Here is a 19348-nt window from a genome sequence, read left to right as displayed (position 1 = left end):
TAAACTACAAAACTCCACGGGAACTATTCACTAGTTTCTGTGGAGTTTAGAAATGTACTTTTCTGGTACTGATATATTTCGTATTTATTTTTGGACAAGTGGCTAACTTGTTCTTGTAATTTTCGATGTAAATAATTAATTAAATTTAATTAATTAAATTATTTTTGGAGGATAATAAACAATGTCAATAATACATGCAAGAGTAGACGAACGATTAATTCATGGACAAGTTGCAACAGTTTGGACTAACTTATTGGGGGCTAATCGCATTATTGTTGTAAACGATAAAGTGGTTCATGACAAAATGCAAATCAATGCTTTAAAATTAGCACGTCCAACAGGAGTCAAATTGTCAATATTATCAATCAATAAGGGAATAGAAAATATAAAAAATGGTAAGTATGATGACGATAAGGCCTTTTTGATTACTCGTAATATTCAAGATATGAAAAACTTGATAGATGGTGGGATAGGATTAACTCAATTTAATGTGGGAAATATTTCTTCTAAGCCGGGTTCTAAATCTATAAAAAATTCAGTTGCTCTAACACAGGATGATGTGGATGCAATTAATGAATTAATTGGTGAAGGAATTAAAATAACAGCTCAAATGGTTCCAGGTGAAAGCGATGCCTCTATTGCAACGTTTTTAAAATAATAGGCGGTGGTTTATGTGATACTAGAAACGATAGAAGAAAGATATAGATTATTAAGTAAACAACAAAAGTTAGTTGCAGATTTTATTCTTAAAAATCCCAAAAGTGTTATTAATCTGACTTCAAAAGAGTTAGCAAAGAAAAGCGGTGTTTCTTCTGCAACAGCAGTTCGCTTTGCACAACAATTAGGATTAGAAAGCTTTTCAGAATTAAAGATTAAAATAGCCAGTCAACTATCTTCTGGAAAGGCTCCTGTTGAAACTGTTATTGAGAAAAATGATACAACAAAAATAATGTCGGAAAAATTGGAACAGGTTTACGCGTCAACTGTTCAGAAATCATATGCATTAGTTAAAGATAAATATTTAGATAGCGCAGTCAACTTACTCAATAAAGCAAACAATATTCACATTTTAGGAGTTGGTACTTCTGGGTTAATTGCTTATGATCTTTATCATAAATTTAATCGCTACGGTATCTCCACCTATTATGAAACTGATGCACATATGAGCTTAGAATTTCTGACAAATGCTAATGAAAATGATGTAGTTTTAGCAATATCATATTCTGGTAAGACAAAAGAAGTTAATGTTGGTGCTGAGTACGCAAAAAAACATAATATTCCAGTAATATCTATTACTAGAGATGAAGAAACACCGCTTATTAAATACAGCAATGTATGTTTACTTGTACCTGATAATGAAAGAACAGTTCGTGTAGCAGCCATAGCATCTAAGCTTTCTACCATGTATGTAACGGATCTACTTTTTATCAGCGTTATGCAAAAGAGATATGGCAAAATGAAAGAATCGGCAATACGAACGAATCATTTGATAAGTAAATTGAAAGATGATTAGGAGAATAAATATGGATTTAGAAAGTGTTTCAAAGTTAAAGACTGAATCGCGAAATTCTAATACAATAAATATTGGTAGTATGGATGGTTATGAAGTAGCTAAACTTATTAACTCTGAAGATTTTAATGTAGCTGAATCCATAAGTAAAGTAACAGATTCAATAGGCAAGGCCATTGAAGAAGCCTCAGATAAATTTAGCAAGGGTGGAAGGTTAATTTATATTGGTGCTGGAACATCAGGCAGATTAGGTGCATTAGATGCAATTGAATTAACACCAACTTATGGTGTTCCACCTACTAGAGCTTTTGGAATTCTTGCTGGTGGTAAGAAGGCGATGTTTGAAGCTGTAGAAGGTGCAGAAGATTCAGAAAAATTAGCAATTGAAGATTTGAGTAATGTTGGACTATCTAAAAATGATGTTTTGATTAGTCTTTCTGCAAGTGGACGTACTCCGTATGCGCTTGCAGCAATTAAATATGGTGAACGTGTTGGATCTTTAACAATAGCAGTTATTTGCAATTCAGAAAGTCCAATGTCAAAAGAAAGTGACATAGCTATTGCACCTTTAGTTGGCCCCGAGGTCATCACTGGCTCTACGAGAATGAAATCAGGATCGGCACAAAAAATGATACTTAATATTCTTTCCACAGGAATCATGATAAAAAGTGGATATGTATATGAAAATTTGATGATTAATGTACAACCAACAAATGAAAAGTTAGTTTCAAGGTCTATCGGAATAATTGAACAAATCTTAAAGGTAACAAGTAAAGAAGCAAAGCAGATTTTTGAAGATTCACATGGCAATATTGCCATTGGTCTTATTATGAAGAAATTAGGCCTTTCATATGATGATGCCCAAAAAAAGTTTATTAAAAATAAGCGAAATATTCACAGAATTGTAGGGATAAAATGATTTGATAAATAAAAAAGCGCTCTTACCCTAATTACGGTGTGGGCGTATTTTTTTTGGAGTGATGATATGAATAAAACAGTTTTATATATATTAATAATTGTATTTTCCAATACCATCGGTGCTATATCTGGAATGGGTGGTGGAGTGATTATAAAACCAGTATTGGATGCATTTAGTGGTGATCCTTTAATTGCAATCAATTTTTATTCTAGTTTTGCTGTTTTTATTATGTCAATTGTATCAACATTTAAGAATGCAAAAAAAGACATTGAAATAAATTGGTGGGAAATATTATATTTATCAATGGGGTCTTTGATTGGAGGTAAATTTGGTGATTGGATTTTTATGTATTTAAAAACACTTTTGAAAAGTGATAATATATTGAATTTAGTACAAATAATTATAGTGATTATTAGCTTGATTTTAGCTCTAATTTATACAAAAAGTAGTGGCTGGAAATTTTCGAATAAAAAGAAGAATGTATTATTTTTATTAAGTGGTGTTTTTTTAGGTACATCATCAACTTTTTTAGGAATAGGTGGGGGGCCAATTAATGTTGCTCTATTAATTTTCATATTTAATTTTGGCGCAAAAAGAGCAGCAATTTATTCCATCGCATCTATTTTTTTCTCACAATTTATGAAATTAGTATCGCTTACTACATCTTTAACAAAGCTTCCAATTGATTTAAAACTATTACCGTTTATTTTAATTGCTGCGGTATTGGGAGGATATTTAGGATCAACTATTAGTAACAAAGTCTCAAATAAATTTGTCCTAATTTTATACAAAATTGTAGTTATATTTGTCATAGGATTGAATTTTTATAATGGAGTTACAATTTTAAATAAACTTTAGATAAACTTTAGATAAAAATTAAATTAATTAGAAATTCAAAAATTTAATCCTATTGAAAATTTTTTTATTGAAGAATCTGCTTACATATAGTATTTCTTAAAAAATCACATTTAATTATAAGAATTAAATGTGATTTTTTTTATAGGTTAAATATTACTTCAAATCATTTAGCATCTTATCCAAAGCAGCAATGACAGTTTCCTTAGCATCAGTGTATTGATACTGATAAGCATCGGGATATTTTGTATGCATATCAAGAGTATTGTTGATTTTGTTAACATTTTCCTTATAGTAATTGCTATCTTTAGCATTATCTAAAACATCAAGGGCAGTTTGAGCATCAATGATTGGTGTCATCTTGCCAAAAAGTGCTTTGATTTGTTGGTCATCTAAATGTTCTTTAACAATTTGGACCAATTGGCTGAGCATCATCGTAAATCCTTTGCCGAGAATTCTAATATTATTAATATCAGGATTTCCCATTAAAGTTAACTCCAGTTTTGCGATATCGCGAACATCGACACTGTCCATTTGTGAGTCAATCATCGGATTGCCGTTTTTCAAATAAGCGGGAATCATATCATGGTTCCAAGCTAAAAATGATGGCCCGATAACATTGGTAGGGTGGACGATAACGTAATTAATTCCCAGGTTTTCACACCATTGAGTAACAGTTCTCTCTTCAGCCAATTTCATTACGCCCCAAATATTATCCGGATCGATAGCAGAATAATCACTTTCATCATATTCAGTGATTTCCGGATTCATATGACCGCTGCCAATCGCGCCAACTGAACCAAGATGAACGATTTTTTCAACTGTTCCAGCTTGTTTGATAGTTTGCATGACATTATTTGCCATCATTGTTTTAGTGACGATATAGTCAGTAGTTGTTTTTTCCTTACCTGTGAATGCGGCGGTATCGTTAAAGACCCATTTAGCATCTTGCATAATTTCCGTTAGTTTATCATTATCACTGAGGACATCGATATCAACTAAATTTAAATCAGGTAAAACATCTTTTAAGGCAGCAGCTTTTTTAGAGTTGGTAAAACTACCAAAAATGTTCTTGTAGCCGGCATCAGATAAGTCTTTAGCTAACCAACTGCCCATATATCCTGTGATTCCAAGGACAACGATTTTATTTTCCTTATTCATAAAATAATCCTTTCCAATCAAATTTTATCTTAAGCTTAATCCCTAAAGTTAACTTCAAGTCAAGAATTAATCAGCAAAATCAAAGATTTCAGCAATTTCACTGAGGACTCCATCATGCTCATTGTCATCATGAGAGATTCTGTCAGCGGCTTCTTTAACAGAGTCTTTGGCATTTTTCATAGCCACACCAATTCCTGATTCTTTAATCATTTCTAAATCATTAGTATTATCGCCAAAAGCTAATACATTGTCTAAAGAAATATTTTCTAACTCACAAAGATGTTTCAGACCGATAGCTTTATTGATATGTGGACTCATGATATCAATCGTACCAAAACCACTGACGGCAGCATAAATAGTATCTTGATAATGGTCGTTCAAGAATTTAGTTGCGTCATCGAGATCAGTATGATTTAGCTGAATATTAATTTTGAAAATATCGTCTTGAACTTTAGATAAATCATCGACGCAAACTAGATTATTAATATGGTACAAAGGAAGTCCCACACTAGTTTCTGCATAGCTGGCTTTTTTACCAGAAAGAGAAATTGCCTTTAAATCAAGATTTTTAGGTAAGCTTGTGATTAAACTGTTAATAATTTCTTTAGGCATAGTTTTTTCATAAAGCGTTTTTTCTTTTGAATAAATTTGTGAACCATTTTCTGCAATGAAGAGGTCGATTTTTGGTGAATCGGTAAAAATTTTTTCCAAGTGGTCACGGTTATTGCCACTAGCAACGGCAAATTTAACATTTTGCTGATGCAATTTATCTAAATAATTATTTAAACGTTTTTTATCATAATGGTGTTTAGAATCAAATAATGTTCCATCAATATCAGTCGCAATTAATTTAATTTTTTTCAAAAGGTTGCCTCCTCAAATAATTTGTGCCCTCAAATTAAATCTTACCTGTTATCAAATAAATCAGCAATTAAACGGTTACATAAAGCAAATAAAAAAAGAATACTGACATAATTGTCGAGTATTCTTAATAATTATTACTATTATAGTAATGGCAGAATCCAATTAGCCCAGACCCAGCTTAGTGGCATGACCAAAATCATGGCTGGTATCATATCGGCTATCGGGAACATCTTGAGCTTGACCATTCTAAAGCCGGTTGCAAGCATTAAGAAACCACCGCAGGCTTTGAAGTCAAGAATCATATTAGGCGTTGTTAGTGGGAAAATGAATTGCGCTAATAAGAATAAGATAAAGAAGAAAATAAATTGTGGAATAGCAATTACGGAAACAACATAACCCAAGTTGCAAGCAAAGATAGCGGCAGTGAAGAAGTCTAAAATCGTTTTAGAAATCAAAATTGAAGCATCCCCAGTCATACCATTATCCAAAGTACCGTAAATACCTGTACCACTGGCACAAAAGAGCACGATAACTGTGACTAAAGTGTTAACGAAATCTTCGTGAGTCATTCCTGATTCAGAATGTGGGAAAAGTTTTGAGATTGGCTTTTGCATCTCTTCAGCACCCTTGTTGATCAAGTTTCCTAAGTGCATCCAAAGACCAATTCCGGTACCAATAACAAGTGAAAAAATAACGGCTGGCATGTATTTCATAGGAGCGATGGAATAAATCCCCATACCCATTGAACAAACACCAAATATCAATGTGATATCATTTTTGAATTGTTCGCTAAGCTTGTCACCCATAAAGCCACCGAGCAGACCTCCGAATAAGACGGAAGCTGCATTAATAATAACGCCGGTTGGCATAATCGTAATACCCCTTTCAAATAAGAACTAAATACCACTTTAATTTGTGTAGACCGATTTAACAATTCAAAAAATATGATATAGTATTCTAAAATGGAATAGGAAGTATTACGCATGGATTTACACAATCTAAAAATTTTCGTTGATTTGTCGCACACGCTCAATTACACCGATACAGCGGAAAATTTGTTCACGACTCAAGGTAACATTTCTAAACAAATCCTCGCCATGGAAAAAGAATTAGGCGTATCATTATTCAAGCGTGCTCATCGAAAAATTGAATTGACGCAACAAGGTGAAATCGTTTTGCCTTACGCAAAAAAAGTTATTCAAGATTACAGCGATTTATTAGTCAATTTGAATGATTTTCAAGATGCAAAGAACCTGACGATTGAAATGCACACTATTCCAACCATGCCCAGTTATAAAAGTTTTAATATGATAACGCAATTTTTGCAAAAACATCCTGAAGTTCACATGCAACTGCGAGAAGAGGAGAGTTATAACTTGTTGACCTCTTTAAAAGCCGGTAAGTGTGAAATTATTTTTGCGCGGACATTTGATTTTGACGACGAAAGTTTGGAACGAATCGTAATGGAAGATGATGACTTCGTGGCCGTTTTGCCAAAGAATCATCCTTATGCTGGAGCTGAAAAAATCGACTTGCAGAAGTTAAAAAATGACCGTTTTTTGATTCTTGGTCCAACGACCAATCTTTATGAACCAGTGTTAAAACTTTGCCGAAACGCCGGCTTCAAGCCACAAATCACTTATGAAGGCACGCGGGTAGATTTAATCATGCAAATGGTCCAAAATAATATGGGTATTTCGGTAATGATGGCAAAGACAGCGAGAAATTTTAATAGTGACGAGTTCTCGTTTGTACCATTGACAACTAACATTGCCAATAGTTTGTGTTTCATTCGCTTAAAAGGACAACATTCCAGTGCTAACAACATGTTCTGAAAATATGTTCAAGATAATGTCAAAAGTAGTATTGGGGGATAAACATATCCAAGAATTATCAACAAATAAAATAATCGACCTGATGGAGTCAGGTCTTAATATGAAGTTCTCCGCAGAACAGATTGCCATTTTAAATAATGACTTTACTAAACCATTACTTGTTAACGCCTGTGCTGGTTCAGGTAAGACGACGATTTTTATTTTGATGGCTTTAATTGCCATTGCCAAAGGCAACGCTGAACCAAATGAGATTTTAGGCATCACTTTTTCTCACAAGTCAAAACTTGATATGGGTGAAAGATATGCTAAATTTGTTTCAGAATTAAGTGACATAGGATTAAATTTTTCTAACGGAAAGCCTAAATTTACAACTTTTCACGCTCTGTTTTATCAATTATTGCTGCAAAATCCCGAGTATCGCAGCTCAAAAGTTTTATCGTCGTATCGTTTTTTTGTCAGAGATTTAGCTGATCAAATCAAGCATCCTAGTAACATCATCACCAAAGATGAAATGTTAGCTGAAATGTTTGATTTGAACGATTATTTGATTAACCAAGGATTGACTAGCGATGGCGTTTTGCCTGATAGCGCCGATGGTAATTTAAGTACAGCTATCAAATTGATGGCAAAGTATTCCAGACAAAGTCACGGCGATGAATTCTATTCAGATTACGTCGATGTACTCAATAAATATCAAGATTTAAAACGTCAGAACAGTTATATCGATTTTAACGATATGAAATTATTGTTATTGGAAAGTATGCAGACGCCGGAGTATTTGCAATACTATCAACGAATCATGTCCCGTTTTAAGATTGCTGTGATTGATGAGTTTCAAGATATCGATAATTTGCAATGGGAGATAATTTCCAAATTGCTCAGTCCAGAAACGCTGGCACATCTAATCGTTATTGGCGATGATGACCAGAGTATTTATTCGTTTCGAGGCAGCAATCCCAAGTACATTCTCAACTACAAACGACTTTTGCCTAATGCTCAAAAACATAATCTCTCAACTAACTATCGAACGGGTGAAAAGATTCTGCAAAAGGTTATTCCTCTAATTAAGAAGAATCATGTTCGTCTTGAGAAAAACTTGTTGGCCGCTAAAAAAGATAAAGGTAAGTTCATTCTTTATAGTACGAAAAAATCTGGTTTCAGTGGCGATTCAAAGATGTTGCGTCATTTAGTTAAGCAAATCAACGATCCTAAAATCAATAATAACGATATTGCTATTTTAGTTCGCTATAATTCATCTAGAATGCTCTTGGCTGATTGGTTGGCTAATCAAGAGATTTACGCTGATATCAATAATGCCAGTGCGATTCTTCAAAATAATATCGTTTATCGAATTATAACTGAGTTGATGAAAGCTATGTGGCAGGATAAATACAAGTATTTTTCAAATCAAGCTAACCGAATCGGCTTTAGATCGTATAAGAATCATACTGAAAAAGTTGAAAGCAGTGCTGACGATAAGTTCAATAAATTGAGCAAGTATTTAAAAGCAGCCGACGATTATAATGCTTCGACTAATACGCCTTATAAACGTCATGATGAACGAGTGAAAGTTTACTTCAATAGTATTCAGCGTTTTAAAACTAAGATTTCGGAAACAGATGATGAACAAAAAGCTGCTAAGTTGTCAAAGACGATGATTAAGGATTTATATAAAGCAGCTACGAAGTTGACGGATAGATATTTTGATTACATGGAAGAAAAAAATTTCATGTCTAAGAATGAAGTCAATGACATTAAAAAATATTTGGAAGAAGAATTAGGTCAATATAAAAATATTGATGACTTTTTCTTCGATGAAGAGCATAAAAAAGAAATTCTGTCTGATCGAATGAAACAAGGAAAACAAGAACATCGGATTCAATTTTTATCCTTGCATCAAGCTAAAGGTTTGGAATTCAAATATGTTTATCTTTATGGTTTGACTGATAAAGAAGTCGACCGCCATAGTTTAGCCTTAAACATGTGGTTTCCACCAGAAATGGCAATGGATAAATATATTAAAAAATGGAAGTTAGTTTATAAGGAGCATTATAAGTTTTTAGAAGAAGCTTTAAAGGCAGCCCATATCAACGATTATCGAGATATCACGAACAATAATGCTTTTAATCCTATCAATTTGGATAAGACCTTGAATAAGGATAAAGAGTTCAAGATATTTCATAATTTGTACCAAGAAATTGAGAATTTTTCAGCAATTGTTGAAGAAGAACGAAGACTGCTTTATGTTGGTGTGACACGAGCTCAGCAAGAGTTGAATATTCGGATTGCTCCCGATTCTAATCCTTTAGTTTTTGAATTGAATTTACCTAAGAAAAAGAAACAAACTAAAAAGTAAAATTCAGGTTCTTTCTTAAGTTCGTGTAGGATGTCGTCGTCCGTTCTGCTTTGTGGATGCTGGAACGTACTGGACGCAACTTTAAGCCAATTCCAAGACCGGGAATTGTCTTAAAGATTGGTCTTCTACTAAGCGATAAATCACTAAGTAGAATTTCAGTACTGAGCATCCACAAAGCTGCCACTCCCGACTGGATAACGTTATTTATTATTTATTTCAAACAATTCTAAATCAAAAAACGTCTATCTAGAACGTCTATCTAGATAGGTGCTTTTTGCTCTAAGATATTAAAAATAAAACTACTATCCAGTCCGGAATAGCAAAGCAAATTGGCTCAGATGTGAAATTATTCTTAGCAATTTATTGCTTAGAATAAGGCCGAGCTTTAAGACTTTGCCTGAACTTGGCAAAGGCTTAAAGTCGTGCCCACATCGTTCCAGCCAAATTTGCTTTGCTATGGAGGACGGCATATTACACTAACAAAATTGGGCCCGCACAGTTATTAATTGATTGTGAGGGTATTTTTGTGTTATTTGAAATGTTATGAATAATTCATTAAATCGTTTACAATAAATCTAGTTTTTGGAGGTAAACGAAATGTTAAAACTAAATGTTAATCAATATGATGATCAAACTTTACCGGGCGATGAGGGGATTTCCTATCGTGAATTTAGGGATGTGACTTATGTCGAAAAACCTGTCTCAGAGATTCAAAAATTGAATATCTTTGTTCCACTAGCTTATTATCATGATGGGATAGTTAATGGTTATAACAAAGATACAGCACCAATTTTTATGCCCAATACGGTTGGCGGCTATATGCCTGGACCACGTGATTTTCCTGGTAACAAGGCCTTTCCAAGTAATGCACAAACGATTGTTAAGGCGCTTGAACATGGCTATGTTGTAGTTTCTGCTGGTTTAAGAGGTCGGACTATTAAAGATGGTAACGGTAAATTTGTTGGCAAAGCCCCAGCATTTTTAGTCGATATGAAAGCTGCTATCAGGTACGTTCGTCATAATCGTCACTTGATTCCTGGAAACACTGACAGGATTATTACTAACGGTACTAGTGCTGGAGGTGCTACCTCTGCTGCTACAGGGACATCCGGCAATGCTTCATTTTTTGAAAAATATTTACAACAAATAGGTGCAGCTGATGAGTCAGATGCAATTTTTGCGGCTAGTTGCTATTGTCCCATTCACAATCTTGAAAATGCTGACAGTGCTTATGAATGGGAATTCAATGGAATCAATGATTGGACTAGAACCACGATGACAGGAGAAAAAGATTCATCAGGAATGCCAATTTTTAAAAATATCAGCGGTCAATTGACTAGTGAAGAACAAGCTAATTCAAAATTATTAAAGCAAAACTTTAGTTCGTATCTTAATAATTTGAATTTAACTGATGAAACTGGAAATAAATTGAGTTTAAATGATGATGGCAGTGGCTCATTTTTAAATTACGTTGAAAAATTCATTAAGGAGTCAGCTCAAAAAGCACTCGATAGTGGTAAAAAAGTAACTGCTGACCAGGGTATTAAAGTTGATTCTGATAACGTTGTTAAAGATATCGATTGGGAAAAATATTTAAATTTCATTACTCGTATGAAGAGCGTACCGGCTTTTGATGATTTGGATATGAAAAATCCTGAACCTAATTTGTTCGGTGATGGGAATGAAGACAGTAAACACTTCACAAATTTTTCTCAAGACAAGAGTCATGTCGTTTCCAATCTAGCCGACCAAACGATTATTAAGGGAATCAATCCATTGACTTATATCAATGATAAAACCTCACAAACTGCTAAGTATTGGCGGATTCGTCATGGTGGTAGCGATCGAGATACTTCGTTTGCTATTCCAGTAATTTTAACAACATTGTTAAGGAATGCTGGTTATCAAGTTGACTTCGCTATGCCTTGGGGTACTCCACACAGCGGCGATTATGATTTAAGAGATCTCTTCACTTGGATTGATAAGATTTGTTAAATCAGAAAACATTCCAATTTGGAATATCTATACCGATTTCTTGAATTGTTCCGAGTATTTGTTCCTTTTATAATAAGCATTGTTAAGAAAACGAGGAGGCATTTACATGTCAGATAAACCTTATGATTTAAGAAGAGTTATTGACGAATTAAAGAAACAACCAGGTCAATATCACGAAACAGACGTTGAAGTTGATCCTGATGCAGAACTTTCTGGAGTTTATCGCTATATCGGTGCTGGTGGTACCGTTAAGCGTCCTACTCAAGAGGGACCTGCTATGATGTTCAACAATGTGAAAGGATTCCCAGGTTCACGTGTCTTTATTGGTGCTATGGCCAGTCGCAAGCGTGATGGGTTAATTTTAAATCACGACTACAAAACTTTGGGACGCTTGCTCAAAGATTCTGTTGAACACCCAGTTGCTCCAGTAATGGTCGATTCAAGTGAAGCTCCTGCACAAGAAGTTGTTCACAAAGCAACTGATAAAGATTTTGATATTAGAAAAATTTTGCCAGCTCCAACAAATACTGAATACGATGCTGGTCCTTATATCACTATGGGACTTGTTTTGGGTTCAGATCCAGACAAGACTATGACTGATGTTACAATTCACCGTATGGTTCTTGAAGATAAAGATACTATCGGTATGTACATCATGCCTGGTGGCCGTCACATTGGACACTTCCAAAAGCAATTTGAAAAGTTGAACAAACCTATGCCTATCACAATTAACATTGGTTTGGATCCAGCTATTACCATTGGTGCTACTTTCGAGCCACCTACAACTCCACTTGGCTATGATGAATTGAACATTGCTGGTGCTTTGCGTAACCAAGCCGTTCAATTAGTTGATGCTAAGACAATTGATGAAAAGGCGATTGCTCGTTCTGAATTTGTCGTTGAAGCAGAAATCATGCCTAACCAAACAATGCAAGAAGATATCAACACTCATACTGGTAAGGCTATGCCTGAATTCCCTGGTTATAATGGGGATGCTAATCCAGCTGTTAATGTTGTTAAAGTTAAGGCTATCACGCACAGAAAAGATAACCCAATTATGCAAACAACTATTGGACCTAGTGAAGAACACGTTTCAATGGCTGGTATTCCAACAGAAGCAAGTATTCTTGAATTAGTTGATAAGGCTATTCCTGGAAAAGTTGTTAACGTTTATAATCCACCAGCAGGTGGCGGTAAGTTGATGACTATCATGCAAATTCACAAAGATAATGAAGCTGATGAAGGTATTCAAAGACAAGCTGCTATTTTAGCTTTGTCAGCCTTCAAGGAATTGAAGACAGTCTTCTTAGTAGATGAAGATGTCGATATCTTTGATATGAATGATGTCGTTTGGACGATGAATACACGTTTCCAAGGCGATAAAGACATTATGGTCTTGCCTGGAATGCGTAATCACCCACTTGATCCATCAGAAAGACCAGAATATGATCCTAAGTCAATCCGTGTCCGTGGCATGAGTTCTAAGACAATTATCGATGGAACAGTACCATTTGACATGAAGGACCAATTCGTTCGTGCTCAATTTAAAGAAGTTAAAGATTGGAAAAAATATTTAGACTAAGGAAGTGTTGAGATGTCACGCGTCAGAAAAATTGTTATCGGCGTAACTGGTGCCTCAGGGACAATTTATGCAATCGACTTGATGAAAAAATTAAAGTCAATTGAAAATGTAGAAACACATGTTGTTTTCAGTGCCTGGGCCAAGAAAAATTTGCAACTAGAAACTGATATGTCACTTTCAGAAATAAAAGATTTAGCAGATTATTTTTACAGTGACAGCGATTTAGGTGCAACTATCGCCAGTGGTTCGTTTTTGACAGATGGAATGGTAATCGTGCCTGCTAGTATGAAAACTGTTGCCAGTATTTCAGTCGGTATCGGTGACAATTTAATCTCGCGTGCGGCAGATGTAACACTGAAAGAACAGCGGAAATTGATTGTCGTACCACGAGAAACACCATTGAATACCATTCACCTGGAAAACATGACAAAACTGTCAAAAATGGGCGTTCAAATGATACCACCAATTCCTGCCTTCTATAATCATCCCCAAACTATTCAAGACCTAGTTGATCATCAAACGATGAAAGAATTGGATGCTTTGGGGATTGCTAACGAAATTGATCGGCGTTGGGAGGGAGTTTAAATGAAATTCTCAGTAACTCAAGAAAATTACACGATGGATGCTCAAGTTGAAGTTGTCGGAAAAGATTTGTTTATTGAAGTCACAGGTGGCGATACGCCTCATATTGGGACAGTTACTACTTTGACTAAAGAAACAGAAATGCAAACAATCCGATATCCTAGTCATGACGGGCGTTTGCATAAAGATGACGTGTTAGCAAGACGTATTGGTCAAGTGATTCAAAATGAGTTGCCTGGCAGCTGTACGATAACAGCTGGAGTCCACGTCAATCATATTTCCAAAAAGCAGATTATGGTTTCTGGTCAAATGTCGCAAAATCTTGGCGAACAAATCAAAACTTGGTTGCAAAAGACTGATTTTGATGCGCCAGAACCAATTTATTACAGTGATAATGAAAACCCACAGTAAACTGAATAGACAAAATAACCTATCAACTGATTTTTAGTTGATAGGTTATTTTTGTACTTATTTATTTAAGTAGAAATCCCAAAACTTTTTAGCAACATCTGTTTTTGACATCAAATCCCATTTGACTGGTTCATGTCCCTTTTCAAGCAAGGTTATTTGGTTAGTGTCGACACCAAAACCGGCGCCTTTTTGACTGACATTGTTGGCTAAAATGACATCAGCATTTTTACTAGCTAATTTCTTTTCAGCATTAGAGAGAAGATTTTGGGTCTCTGCGGCGAAGCCAACTACGAATTGATTAGTTTTAGTAGCAGCGATAGTTTTTAAAATATCAGGATTTTTAGTTAATTTAACGTTGAAAATATCTTCATCGTTATTTTTTTTGATTTTTTGATCACTGACATGGACTGGTTTGAAGTCTGCTACGGCGGCGGCCATGATTAAGACATCGGTATCTTGAAAAATTTCTTGCAACTGTTTCATCATCTCACTAGCGGTTTGAACTTTAATAATATTCATATTATTAAAGTTAATATCAACAGTGGTAATTAAAGTTACGTCAGCACCGAGGTCACGAGCCACTTTAGCCATGGCAAAGCCCATTTTTCCAGAGGAGCGGTTGCCAATATAACGAACGGGGTCGATAGCTTCTTTAGTCCCGCCAGCAGTGACAATTACTTTTTTGCCAGCTAACTTTTTTTCAATAAAATTACTTTTGATAGCCGCCATGATTTCCGATAATTCTGGCAGACGGCCTTTTCCAGTCATGCTTTCAGCTAAAAAGCCGGTGGCTGGTTCAACTATTTGGACGTTCATTTGTTTCAAAATTTTTAAATTATTTTGGACGGCCAGATTTTCGTACATATCAGTATTCATCGCAGGAAAGACTAATTTGGGAGCTTTAGTAGCTACCAAGCTAGTTGAAACAATGTCGTCAGCTAAACCGTTAGCCATTTTAGCGATGATATTGGCAGTTGCTGGAATGACAACGGCTAAATCAGTCCATAAAGCTAATTTGATATGAGGGATGAAGTCATCGATTTGAGTTTGAGCCTGAAAATTGTCAGTGATAACTGGTCTTTGACTTAAGGTCGCAAAGGTTAGGGGAGTGACGAATTTTTGAGCAGCCTCAGTCATGATGACTTGGACTTGAGCCTTATTTTTAATTAATTCTCGAACGACGTTTAAACTTTTATAGGCGGCAATTCCACCAGTTACGTAAACAGCAATGTGCTTATCATTGAGCATTTTTTCACCTCAAAAATTTTTTCTTACTATATTATACATGTTTTCAAATATGATATGATTTTGGTATTGGAGGATTATAATGAATATTTTTACAGCTGATATAATTTTACTGCTCTTATTGATTTCTATTTTTAATAATCCGTTACTAAATATCTTTCAAGCCTTAGGATGGAATTTGATTTTTAGTGAAGTCGTGATTGGAATAATTTTGATTATTCTACTCATTTTGATTCATAAATTTATTTTACGAAAATATATCTTTAAAAAATAAGTGATTGACCGGTGTGGTCATCACTTTTTTATGCGAAAAGTGTAAAATTAACTTGAGTCTAGTTTCCACCAAAGGAGATAATTTTAGATGGAAAATATTTCACAACGAGAAATTGAAAATCAGGAATTAGCTAAGGACGTTGCTAGTGAAGCAATCGTTCTCTTACAAAATAAAAATAACACTTTACCATTAAAAAATAAGACAGTTGCCTTGTACGGCCATGGAGCTTTTGCCACTGTAAAGGGCGGTACTGGTTCAGGGGATGTCAATCAACGCAGTGTCGTCAGCATTTTAGAGGGCCTTGAAAATGACCATTTCACAGTCACTTCAAAACCATGGCTAGCTAGGTTGCAACGATACTATCAAAAAGAAGAACAGGCTTATCAAGATAAATTAAAAGATGATCCGATGAGTTTATTAGCACCAGCTTTTAGTTTCAAAGATCCAGAAATAGGTGAATTCAACGATGCCACAACGGGGATTTATGTAATTTCACGGAGTTCTGGTGAAAATTATGACCGTCGCGATCACAAGGGCGATTTTAAATTGACCGACAATGAGTTGGCTAATATTCAAAGAATGAGCGAATATTACACTAACAGCATCGTATTGTTAAACGTTGGTGGCGTGATGGACACTAGTTTTATCGATGAATGTCCGTTGCTCGATAGCGTCGTTTTAGTCTCTCAATTAGGAATGGTCGGTGGCGATGCTATCGCTGAAATCTTAGACGGAACTAAAACTCCATCTGGTAAATTGAGCGATACTTGGGGCTTTTCATATTCCGATTACCCTAGTTCAAAGAACTTTGGCATGTCGAATCCTGAATATGTCGAAGGAATTTATGTGGGCTATCGCTATTTCGACAGTTTTGATATTAAGCCACGTTTTGAATTTGGCTATGGTTTGAGCTATACAAAATTCTTCATCGATACTCAAAGCGTGAAAGTTAATGAAGATGATCTACGATTAAAAGTTGATGTGGAAAATACGGGTGAAGATTTTGCTGGTCAAGAAACCGTTCAAATCTATGTTTCTAAGCCTCAAACCGATATTCCAACGCCTTACCAAGATTTAGTCGATTATCAAAAGACGACCGTTCTACGTCCTAAGGCTAAGCAAACTTTAGAATTTGAAATTCCAACGACTGATTTGAGCGTCTTCGATAACGATATCAGAGCTTATGTTCTATTGCCGGGAACTTATTTGATTAGAGTCGGAAACAGTTCGCGCAATACTTCAGTGGTAGCCAATTTCAAGCTAGATAAAAAAGTAGTTTTGAAGAAGGTCAATAAAGCACTGGAACCTCGAATCGACCCCACAGCTTTATCAAAAAATAAGGTGGAACTAAAACATGTCAGTGGTGTACCTCACTTTATTTTAAAAGCCGAAAATTTTGCAGAGCCTGAATTTGTCACTTATCAAGATAAATCAGCTGTAACAACTTTTGTTGAAAAACGAGAGGACTTGCCGGGGAAAGGCTACGAACAGATTATTGAACATGTTCGCAATGCCTCTGGCAAAACTCTCGCTGATGTTAACAATGGCGACGTTGGAATGGCTGAATTCATTGCCAGTCTCTCCGAAGAAGAATTAGTTGAAATCGTTGAAGGCACAATGTCTTCTGGAAACAATTCTGTCGTGGGCATTTTTTCAGATATCGTTCCTGGAGCAGCCGGACAAACAGGAACTTTAGTTGATAAAAAGATTCCTTCAATCGTTATGGCTGATGGACCAGCAGGTGTTCGAGTAAAGCCTGTCTTTAAGAGAAATGATCAAACTGTAACTCATTATGCGACTGCTTGGCCTATTGGAACTGCTCTAGCACAAACTTGGAACAAAGAGTTGATTGAAAAAGTTGGTTTTGCTATTGGAACTGAGATGAAGGAGTTTGGCATTGATTTGTGGTTGGCTCCAGGGATGAATATTCATCGTGATCCACTTGGGGGAAGAAATTTTGAGTACTTCTCTGAAGATCCATATTTATCCGGAACCATGGCTGCCTTTGAAACTAAGGGCGTTCAATCTCATCCTAAAATTGGTGTCACTTTGAAGCATTTTTTAGGCAACAATCAAGAAAGCCATCGTAACTATGGAAATAGCATCATCGGCGAACAAGCCTTGCGTGAAATCTATTTACGTAATTTTGAGATAGCAATTGAACAAGGTCAGCCAATGGCTGTGATGTCATCTTATAATCGAGTAAATGGCACCTTCTCAGGAGCTAATTTTGCGTCTCTAACAAGTATTTTGCGTGATGAATGGCATTTTAAGGGTATGGTCATGACTGACTGGTTCAGTTCAGCAGACCCTAAAGAGAGCATGCACGCTGGTAATGACCTGATTATGCCTGGGGATTCAAAATCCGACTTGCTCAGTGCCGTGAGTGATTTTGGCCCTGAATTTGACGAGTCCGGTAAAATTAAAATCAAGCAAGGTTACGATTTGTTGAAGAAGCAAGTCACCAAGACGGAGATGTGGAACGACTTTATTATTGATCCAGATGGTGACGTATTCGTTAAAGTCCGTGTCGATGACGATTCTGCTCTGAAAGAACGAGTTAAAAAATGGATTTATAACAGCGAGGCACAAATTGTTGATGGCAATCATATCTTATTAAGCGGTAAATGGAAAGATAACAATGATATGTATTTAGGTGATTTACAGAAGTCGGCAATAAATGTTTTGAGAACTGTTTTGAAATTGAAATTTTAATAGAAAATAAAAAGAGTCTGATATCGAATTGGTTAAATTCATATCAGACTCTTTTTGAACTGCGAGCAATAAAACAGTTATGTAGCAATTATTTTGAATCTTATTCAGGTACTGAATCTATTTTAATACTTATTTAATAGACCAACAAATGCATCAACGATACTTTGCAAGAAACCAATAGTTCCTTCAGCAACGTTGCCATCATCATCGAGAATCTTAGTAACGTTTCCGATGTATGCTTCTGGCTGTTGCAAAGTAGGCATATTTAAGAAGACTAATGATTGACGTAGGGCATGGTTAGCACCAAAACCACTGATAGCACCAGGAGATACGCTGACTACGGCAGCTGGCTTTTTATCCCAGATACTTTGACCATAAGGACGTGAGCCAACGTCAATAGCATTCTTTAAACCACCAGGAATTGAACGGTTGTATTCAGGTGTGACGAAGAGTACGCCGGAAACTTCCTTCATTTTGTTTCTGAATTCTGTGTATTCAGCAGGTACATTTTCAGGTGTATCGATATCTTCGTTGTAAAGTGGTAGATTACCAATTTCAACAAATTCTGGTTCGTAATCGCTAGGGAACAACTTTACAAGATTATTAGCAATTTGTCTTGAGAATGATCCCTTACGCAAACTACCAACTAAAACAGCAATTTTCTTTGACATATAAATTCCTCCAAATCCTTCGATAAATCTAAATTAGCATAAAAAAATTGTTTCAACAAATATTTGTTCTCGCTTACAAGAAAAAAAGATTTTAAAAGCTATTTTGAACTGATTTGAAGCCAATTTTAGAGATATGAAGAGTAAATTGAAACCGAATTCAAAAATGTCAATTAGAAAAGAGAGATTTATGATGATTTTATAATGTAAACGGTATAAATAAATATTAAAATAAATTTTCCTTTTTGAGTAATCGGTTACAATAATTTTGAAAAAAATATCACAAACTTTTATAAAGTGGTCAAAAATTTAAAATTTTAAAAATTAATTAAAATTATATGACACTCATTACAAATACATTACAAAAAGTTTAGCT

At 35.2% G+C, this 19348-nt stretch carries 18 protein-coding genes; 12 read left to right on the top strand and 6 right to left on the bottom strand.

From position 1 onward, the window contains the following. Nucleotides 1-181 precede the first annotated feature (181 nt). The 4 genes from FHL06_RS08840 to FHL06_RS08825 all read left to right on the top strand — a co-directional run bounded on the left by FHL06_RS08840 (nt 182) and on the right by FHL06_RS08825 (nt 3287). Nucleotides 182-658, top strand: a complete 477-nt coding sequence (locus FHL06_RS08840; RefSeq protein ID WP_153385859.1) for a PTS sugar transporter subunit IIB — start codon at nt 182-184, stop codon at nt 656-658. 15 nt (nt 659-673) lie between these two features. Next, nucleotides 674-1513 carry an SIS domain-containing protein gene (locus FHL06_RS08835; RefSeq protein WP_153385858.1) on the top strand — a complete coding sequence of 280 codons (840 nt, stop codon included), beginning with the start codon at nt 674-676 and terminating at the stop codon, nt 1511-1513. A gap of 10 nt (nt 1514-1523) precedes the next feature. Continuing rightward, nucleotides 1524-2429 carry an N-acetylmuramic acid 6-phosphate etherase gene (gene murQ / locus FHL06_RS08830; protein ID WP_162000235.1) on the top strand — a complete coding sequence of 302 codons (906 nt, stop codon included), beginning with the start codon at nt 1524-1526 and terminating at the stop codon, nt 2427-2429. Between the two features lie 66 nt (nt 2430-2495). Then, entirely contained in the window at nt 2496-3287 is a 792-nt protein-coding gene (locus FHL06_RS08825) for a sulfite exporter TauE/SafE family protein (RefSeq protein ID WP_153385856.1), read from the top strand. A gap of 153 nt (nt 3288-3440) precedes the next feature. On the opposite strand, the gene FHL06_RS08820 is transcribed toward FHL06_RS08825, so the two are convergent. The 3 genes from FHL06_RS08820 to FHL06_RS08810 all read right to left on the bottom strand — a co-directional run bounded on the left by FHL06_RS08820 (nt 3441) and on the right by FHL06_RS08810 (nt 6178). Further along, complete coding sequence (locus FHL06_RS08820) at nt 3441-4445, bottom strand: NAD-dependent epimerase/dehydratase family protein (protein WP_153385855.1); 1005 nt, start codon at nt 4443-4445, stop codon at nt 3441-3443. Between the two features lie 66 nt (nt 4446-4511). Further along, the gene (locus FHL06_RS08815) at nt 4512-5309 is read right to left on the bottom strand and encodes an HAD family hydrolase (protein ID WP_153385854.1); all 798 of its coding nucleotides are present in this window, start codon (nt 5307-5309) and stop codon (nt 4512-4514) included. Between the two features lie 140 nt (nt 5310-5449). Next, the gene (locus tag FHL06_RS08810) at nt 5450-6178 is read right to left on the bottom strand and encodes a DUF554 domain-containing protein (RefSeq protein WP_153385853.1); all 729 of its coding nucleotides are present in this window, start codon (nt 6176-6178) and stop codon (nt 5450-5452) included. A 114-nt stretch (nt 6179-6292) separates the two neighbouring features. Here FHL06_RS08810 and FHL06_RS08805 point away from each other — a divergent pair, with 114 nt between their 5' ends. Then, nucleotides 6293-7144 carry a LysR family transcriptional regulator gene (locus FHL06_RS08805; protein ID WP_153385852.1) on the top strand — a complete coding sequence of 284 codons (852 nt, stop codon included), beginning with the start codon at nt 6293-6295 and terminating at the stop codon, nt 7142-7144. A gap of 16 nt (nt 7145-7160) precedes the next feature. Next, nucleotides 7161-9500, top strand: coding sequence for a UvrD-helicase domain-containing protein (locus FHL06_RS08800; protein ID WP_162000236.1), 2340 nt, complete (start codon nt 7161-7163; stop codon nt 9498-9500). On the opposite strand, the gene FHL06_RS08795 is transcribed toward FHL06_RS08800, so the two are convergent. Continuing rightward, nucleotides 9490-9669 (bottom strand): hypothetical protein, encoded by a 180-nt coding sequence (locus FHL06_RS08795; RefSeq protein ID WP_153385850.1) that lies wholly within the window; start codon nt 9667-9669, stop codon nt 9490-9492. The two genes, FHL06_RS08800 and FHL06_RS08795, sit on opposite strands and share 11 nt — an antisense overlap. A gap of 428 nt (nt 9670-10097) precedes the next feature. Between FHL06_RS08795 and FHL06_RS08790 the strand changes: the two genes are divergently transcribed. The 4 genes from FHL06_RS08790 to lpdD all read left to right on the top strand — a co-directional run bounded on the left by FHL06_RS08790 (nt 10098) and on the right by lpdD (nt 14070). Continuing rightward, on the top strand, nt 10098-11495 hold the full coding sequence (locus FHL06_RS08790) for a subtype B tannase (RefSeq protein WP_238333994.1): 1398 nt from the start codon (nt 10098-10100) through the stop codon (nt 11493-11495). A gap of 106 nt (nt 11496-11601) precedes the next feature. Beyond that, the gene (locus tag FHL06_RS08785; protein ID WP_153385849.1) at nt 11602-13077 is read left to right on the top strand and encodes a UbiD family decarboxylase; all 1476 of its coding nucleotides are present in this window, start codon (nt 11602-11604) and stop codon (nt 13075-13077) included. Nucleotides 13078-13089: 12 nt separating this feature from the next. Then, nucleotides 13090-13662, top strand: a complete 573-nt coding sequence (locus FHL06_RS08780; RefSeq protein WP_153385848.1) for a UbiX family flavin prenyltransferase — start codon at nt 13090-13092, stop codon at nt 13660-13662. Beyond that, a complete protein-coding gene (gene lpdD, locus FHL06_RS08775; protein WP_153385847.1) occupies nt 13663-14070 on the top strand; it encodes a prenylated flavin chaperone LpdD in 408 nt (135 codons plus the stop codon). A 57-nt stretch (nt 14071-14127) separates the two neighbouring features. Here lpdD and coaBC read toward each other — a convergent pair whose 3' ends face one another. Then, a complete protein-coding gene (coaBC, locus tag FHL06_RS08770; protein WP_153385846.1) occupies nt 14128-15318 on the bottom strand; it encodes a bifunctional phosphopantothenoylcysteine decarboxylase/phosphopantothenate--cysteine ligase CoaBC in 1191 nt (396 codons plus the stop codon). A gap of 79 nt (nt 15319-15397) precedes the next feature. On the opposite strand from coaBC, the gene FHL06_RS08765 reads away from it, so the two are divergent. Both FHL06_RS08765 and FHL06_RS08760 read left to right on the top strand, forming a co-directional pair. Continuing rightward, on the top strand, nt 15398-15589 hold the full coding sequence (locus FHL06_RS08765) for a hypothetical protein (RefSeq protein ID WP_153385845.1): 192 nt from the start codon (nt 15398-15400) through the stop codon (nt 15587-15589). An 87-nt stretch (nt 15590-15676) separates the two neighbouring features. After that, complete coding sequence (locus tag FHL06_RS08760) at nt 15677-18304, top strand: glycoside hydrolase family 3 protein (RefSeq protein ID WP_153385844.1); 2628 nt, start codon at nt 15677-15679, stop codon at nt 18302-18304. Between the two features lie 122 nt (nt 18305-18426). Here the strand turns inward: FHL06_RS08760 and FHL06_RS08755 are convergent, their stop codons facing one another. Beyond that, on the bottom strand, nt 18427-18975 hold the full coding sequence (locus FHL06_RS08755) for an NADPH-dependent FMN reductase (RefSeq protein WP_153385843.1): 549 nt from the start codon (nt 18973-18975) through the stop codon (nt 18427-18429). Nucleotides 18976-19348: the final 373 nt, after the last annotated feature.

The sequence above is a fragment of the Companilactobacillus halodurans genome, assembly GCF_009600985.1.
GTDB classification, from domain to species: Bacteria; Bacillota; Bacilli; order Lactobacillales; family Lactobacillaceae; genus Companilactobacillus; species Companilactobacillus halodurans.
The sequence above is the reverse complement of the archived record's forward strand: the minus strand, read 5'-3'. Positions and strand labels throughout refer to the sequence as shown.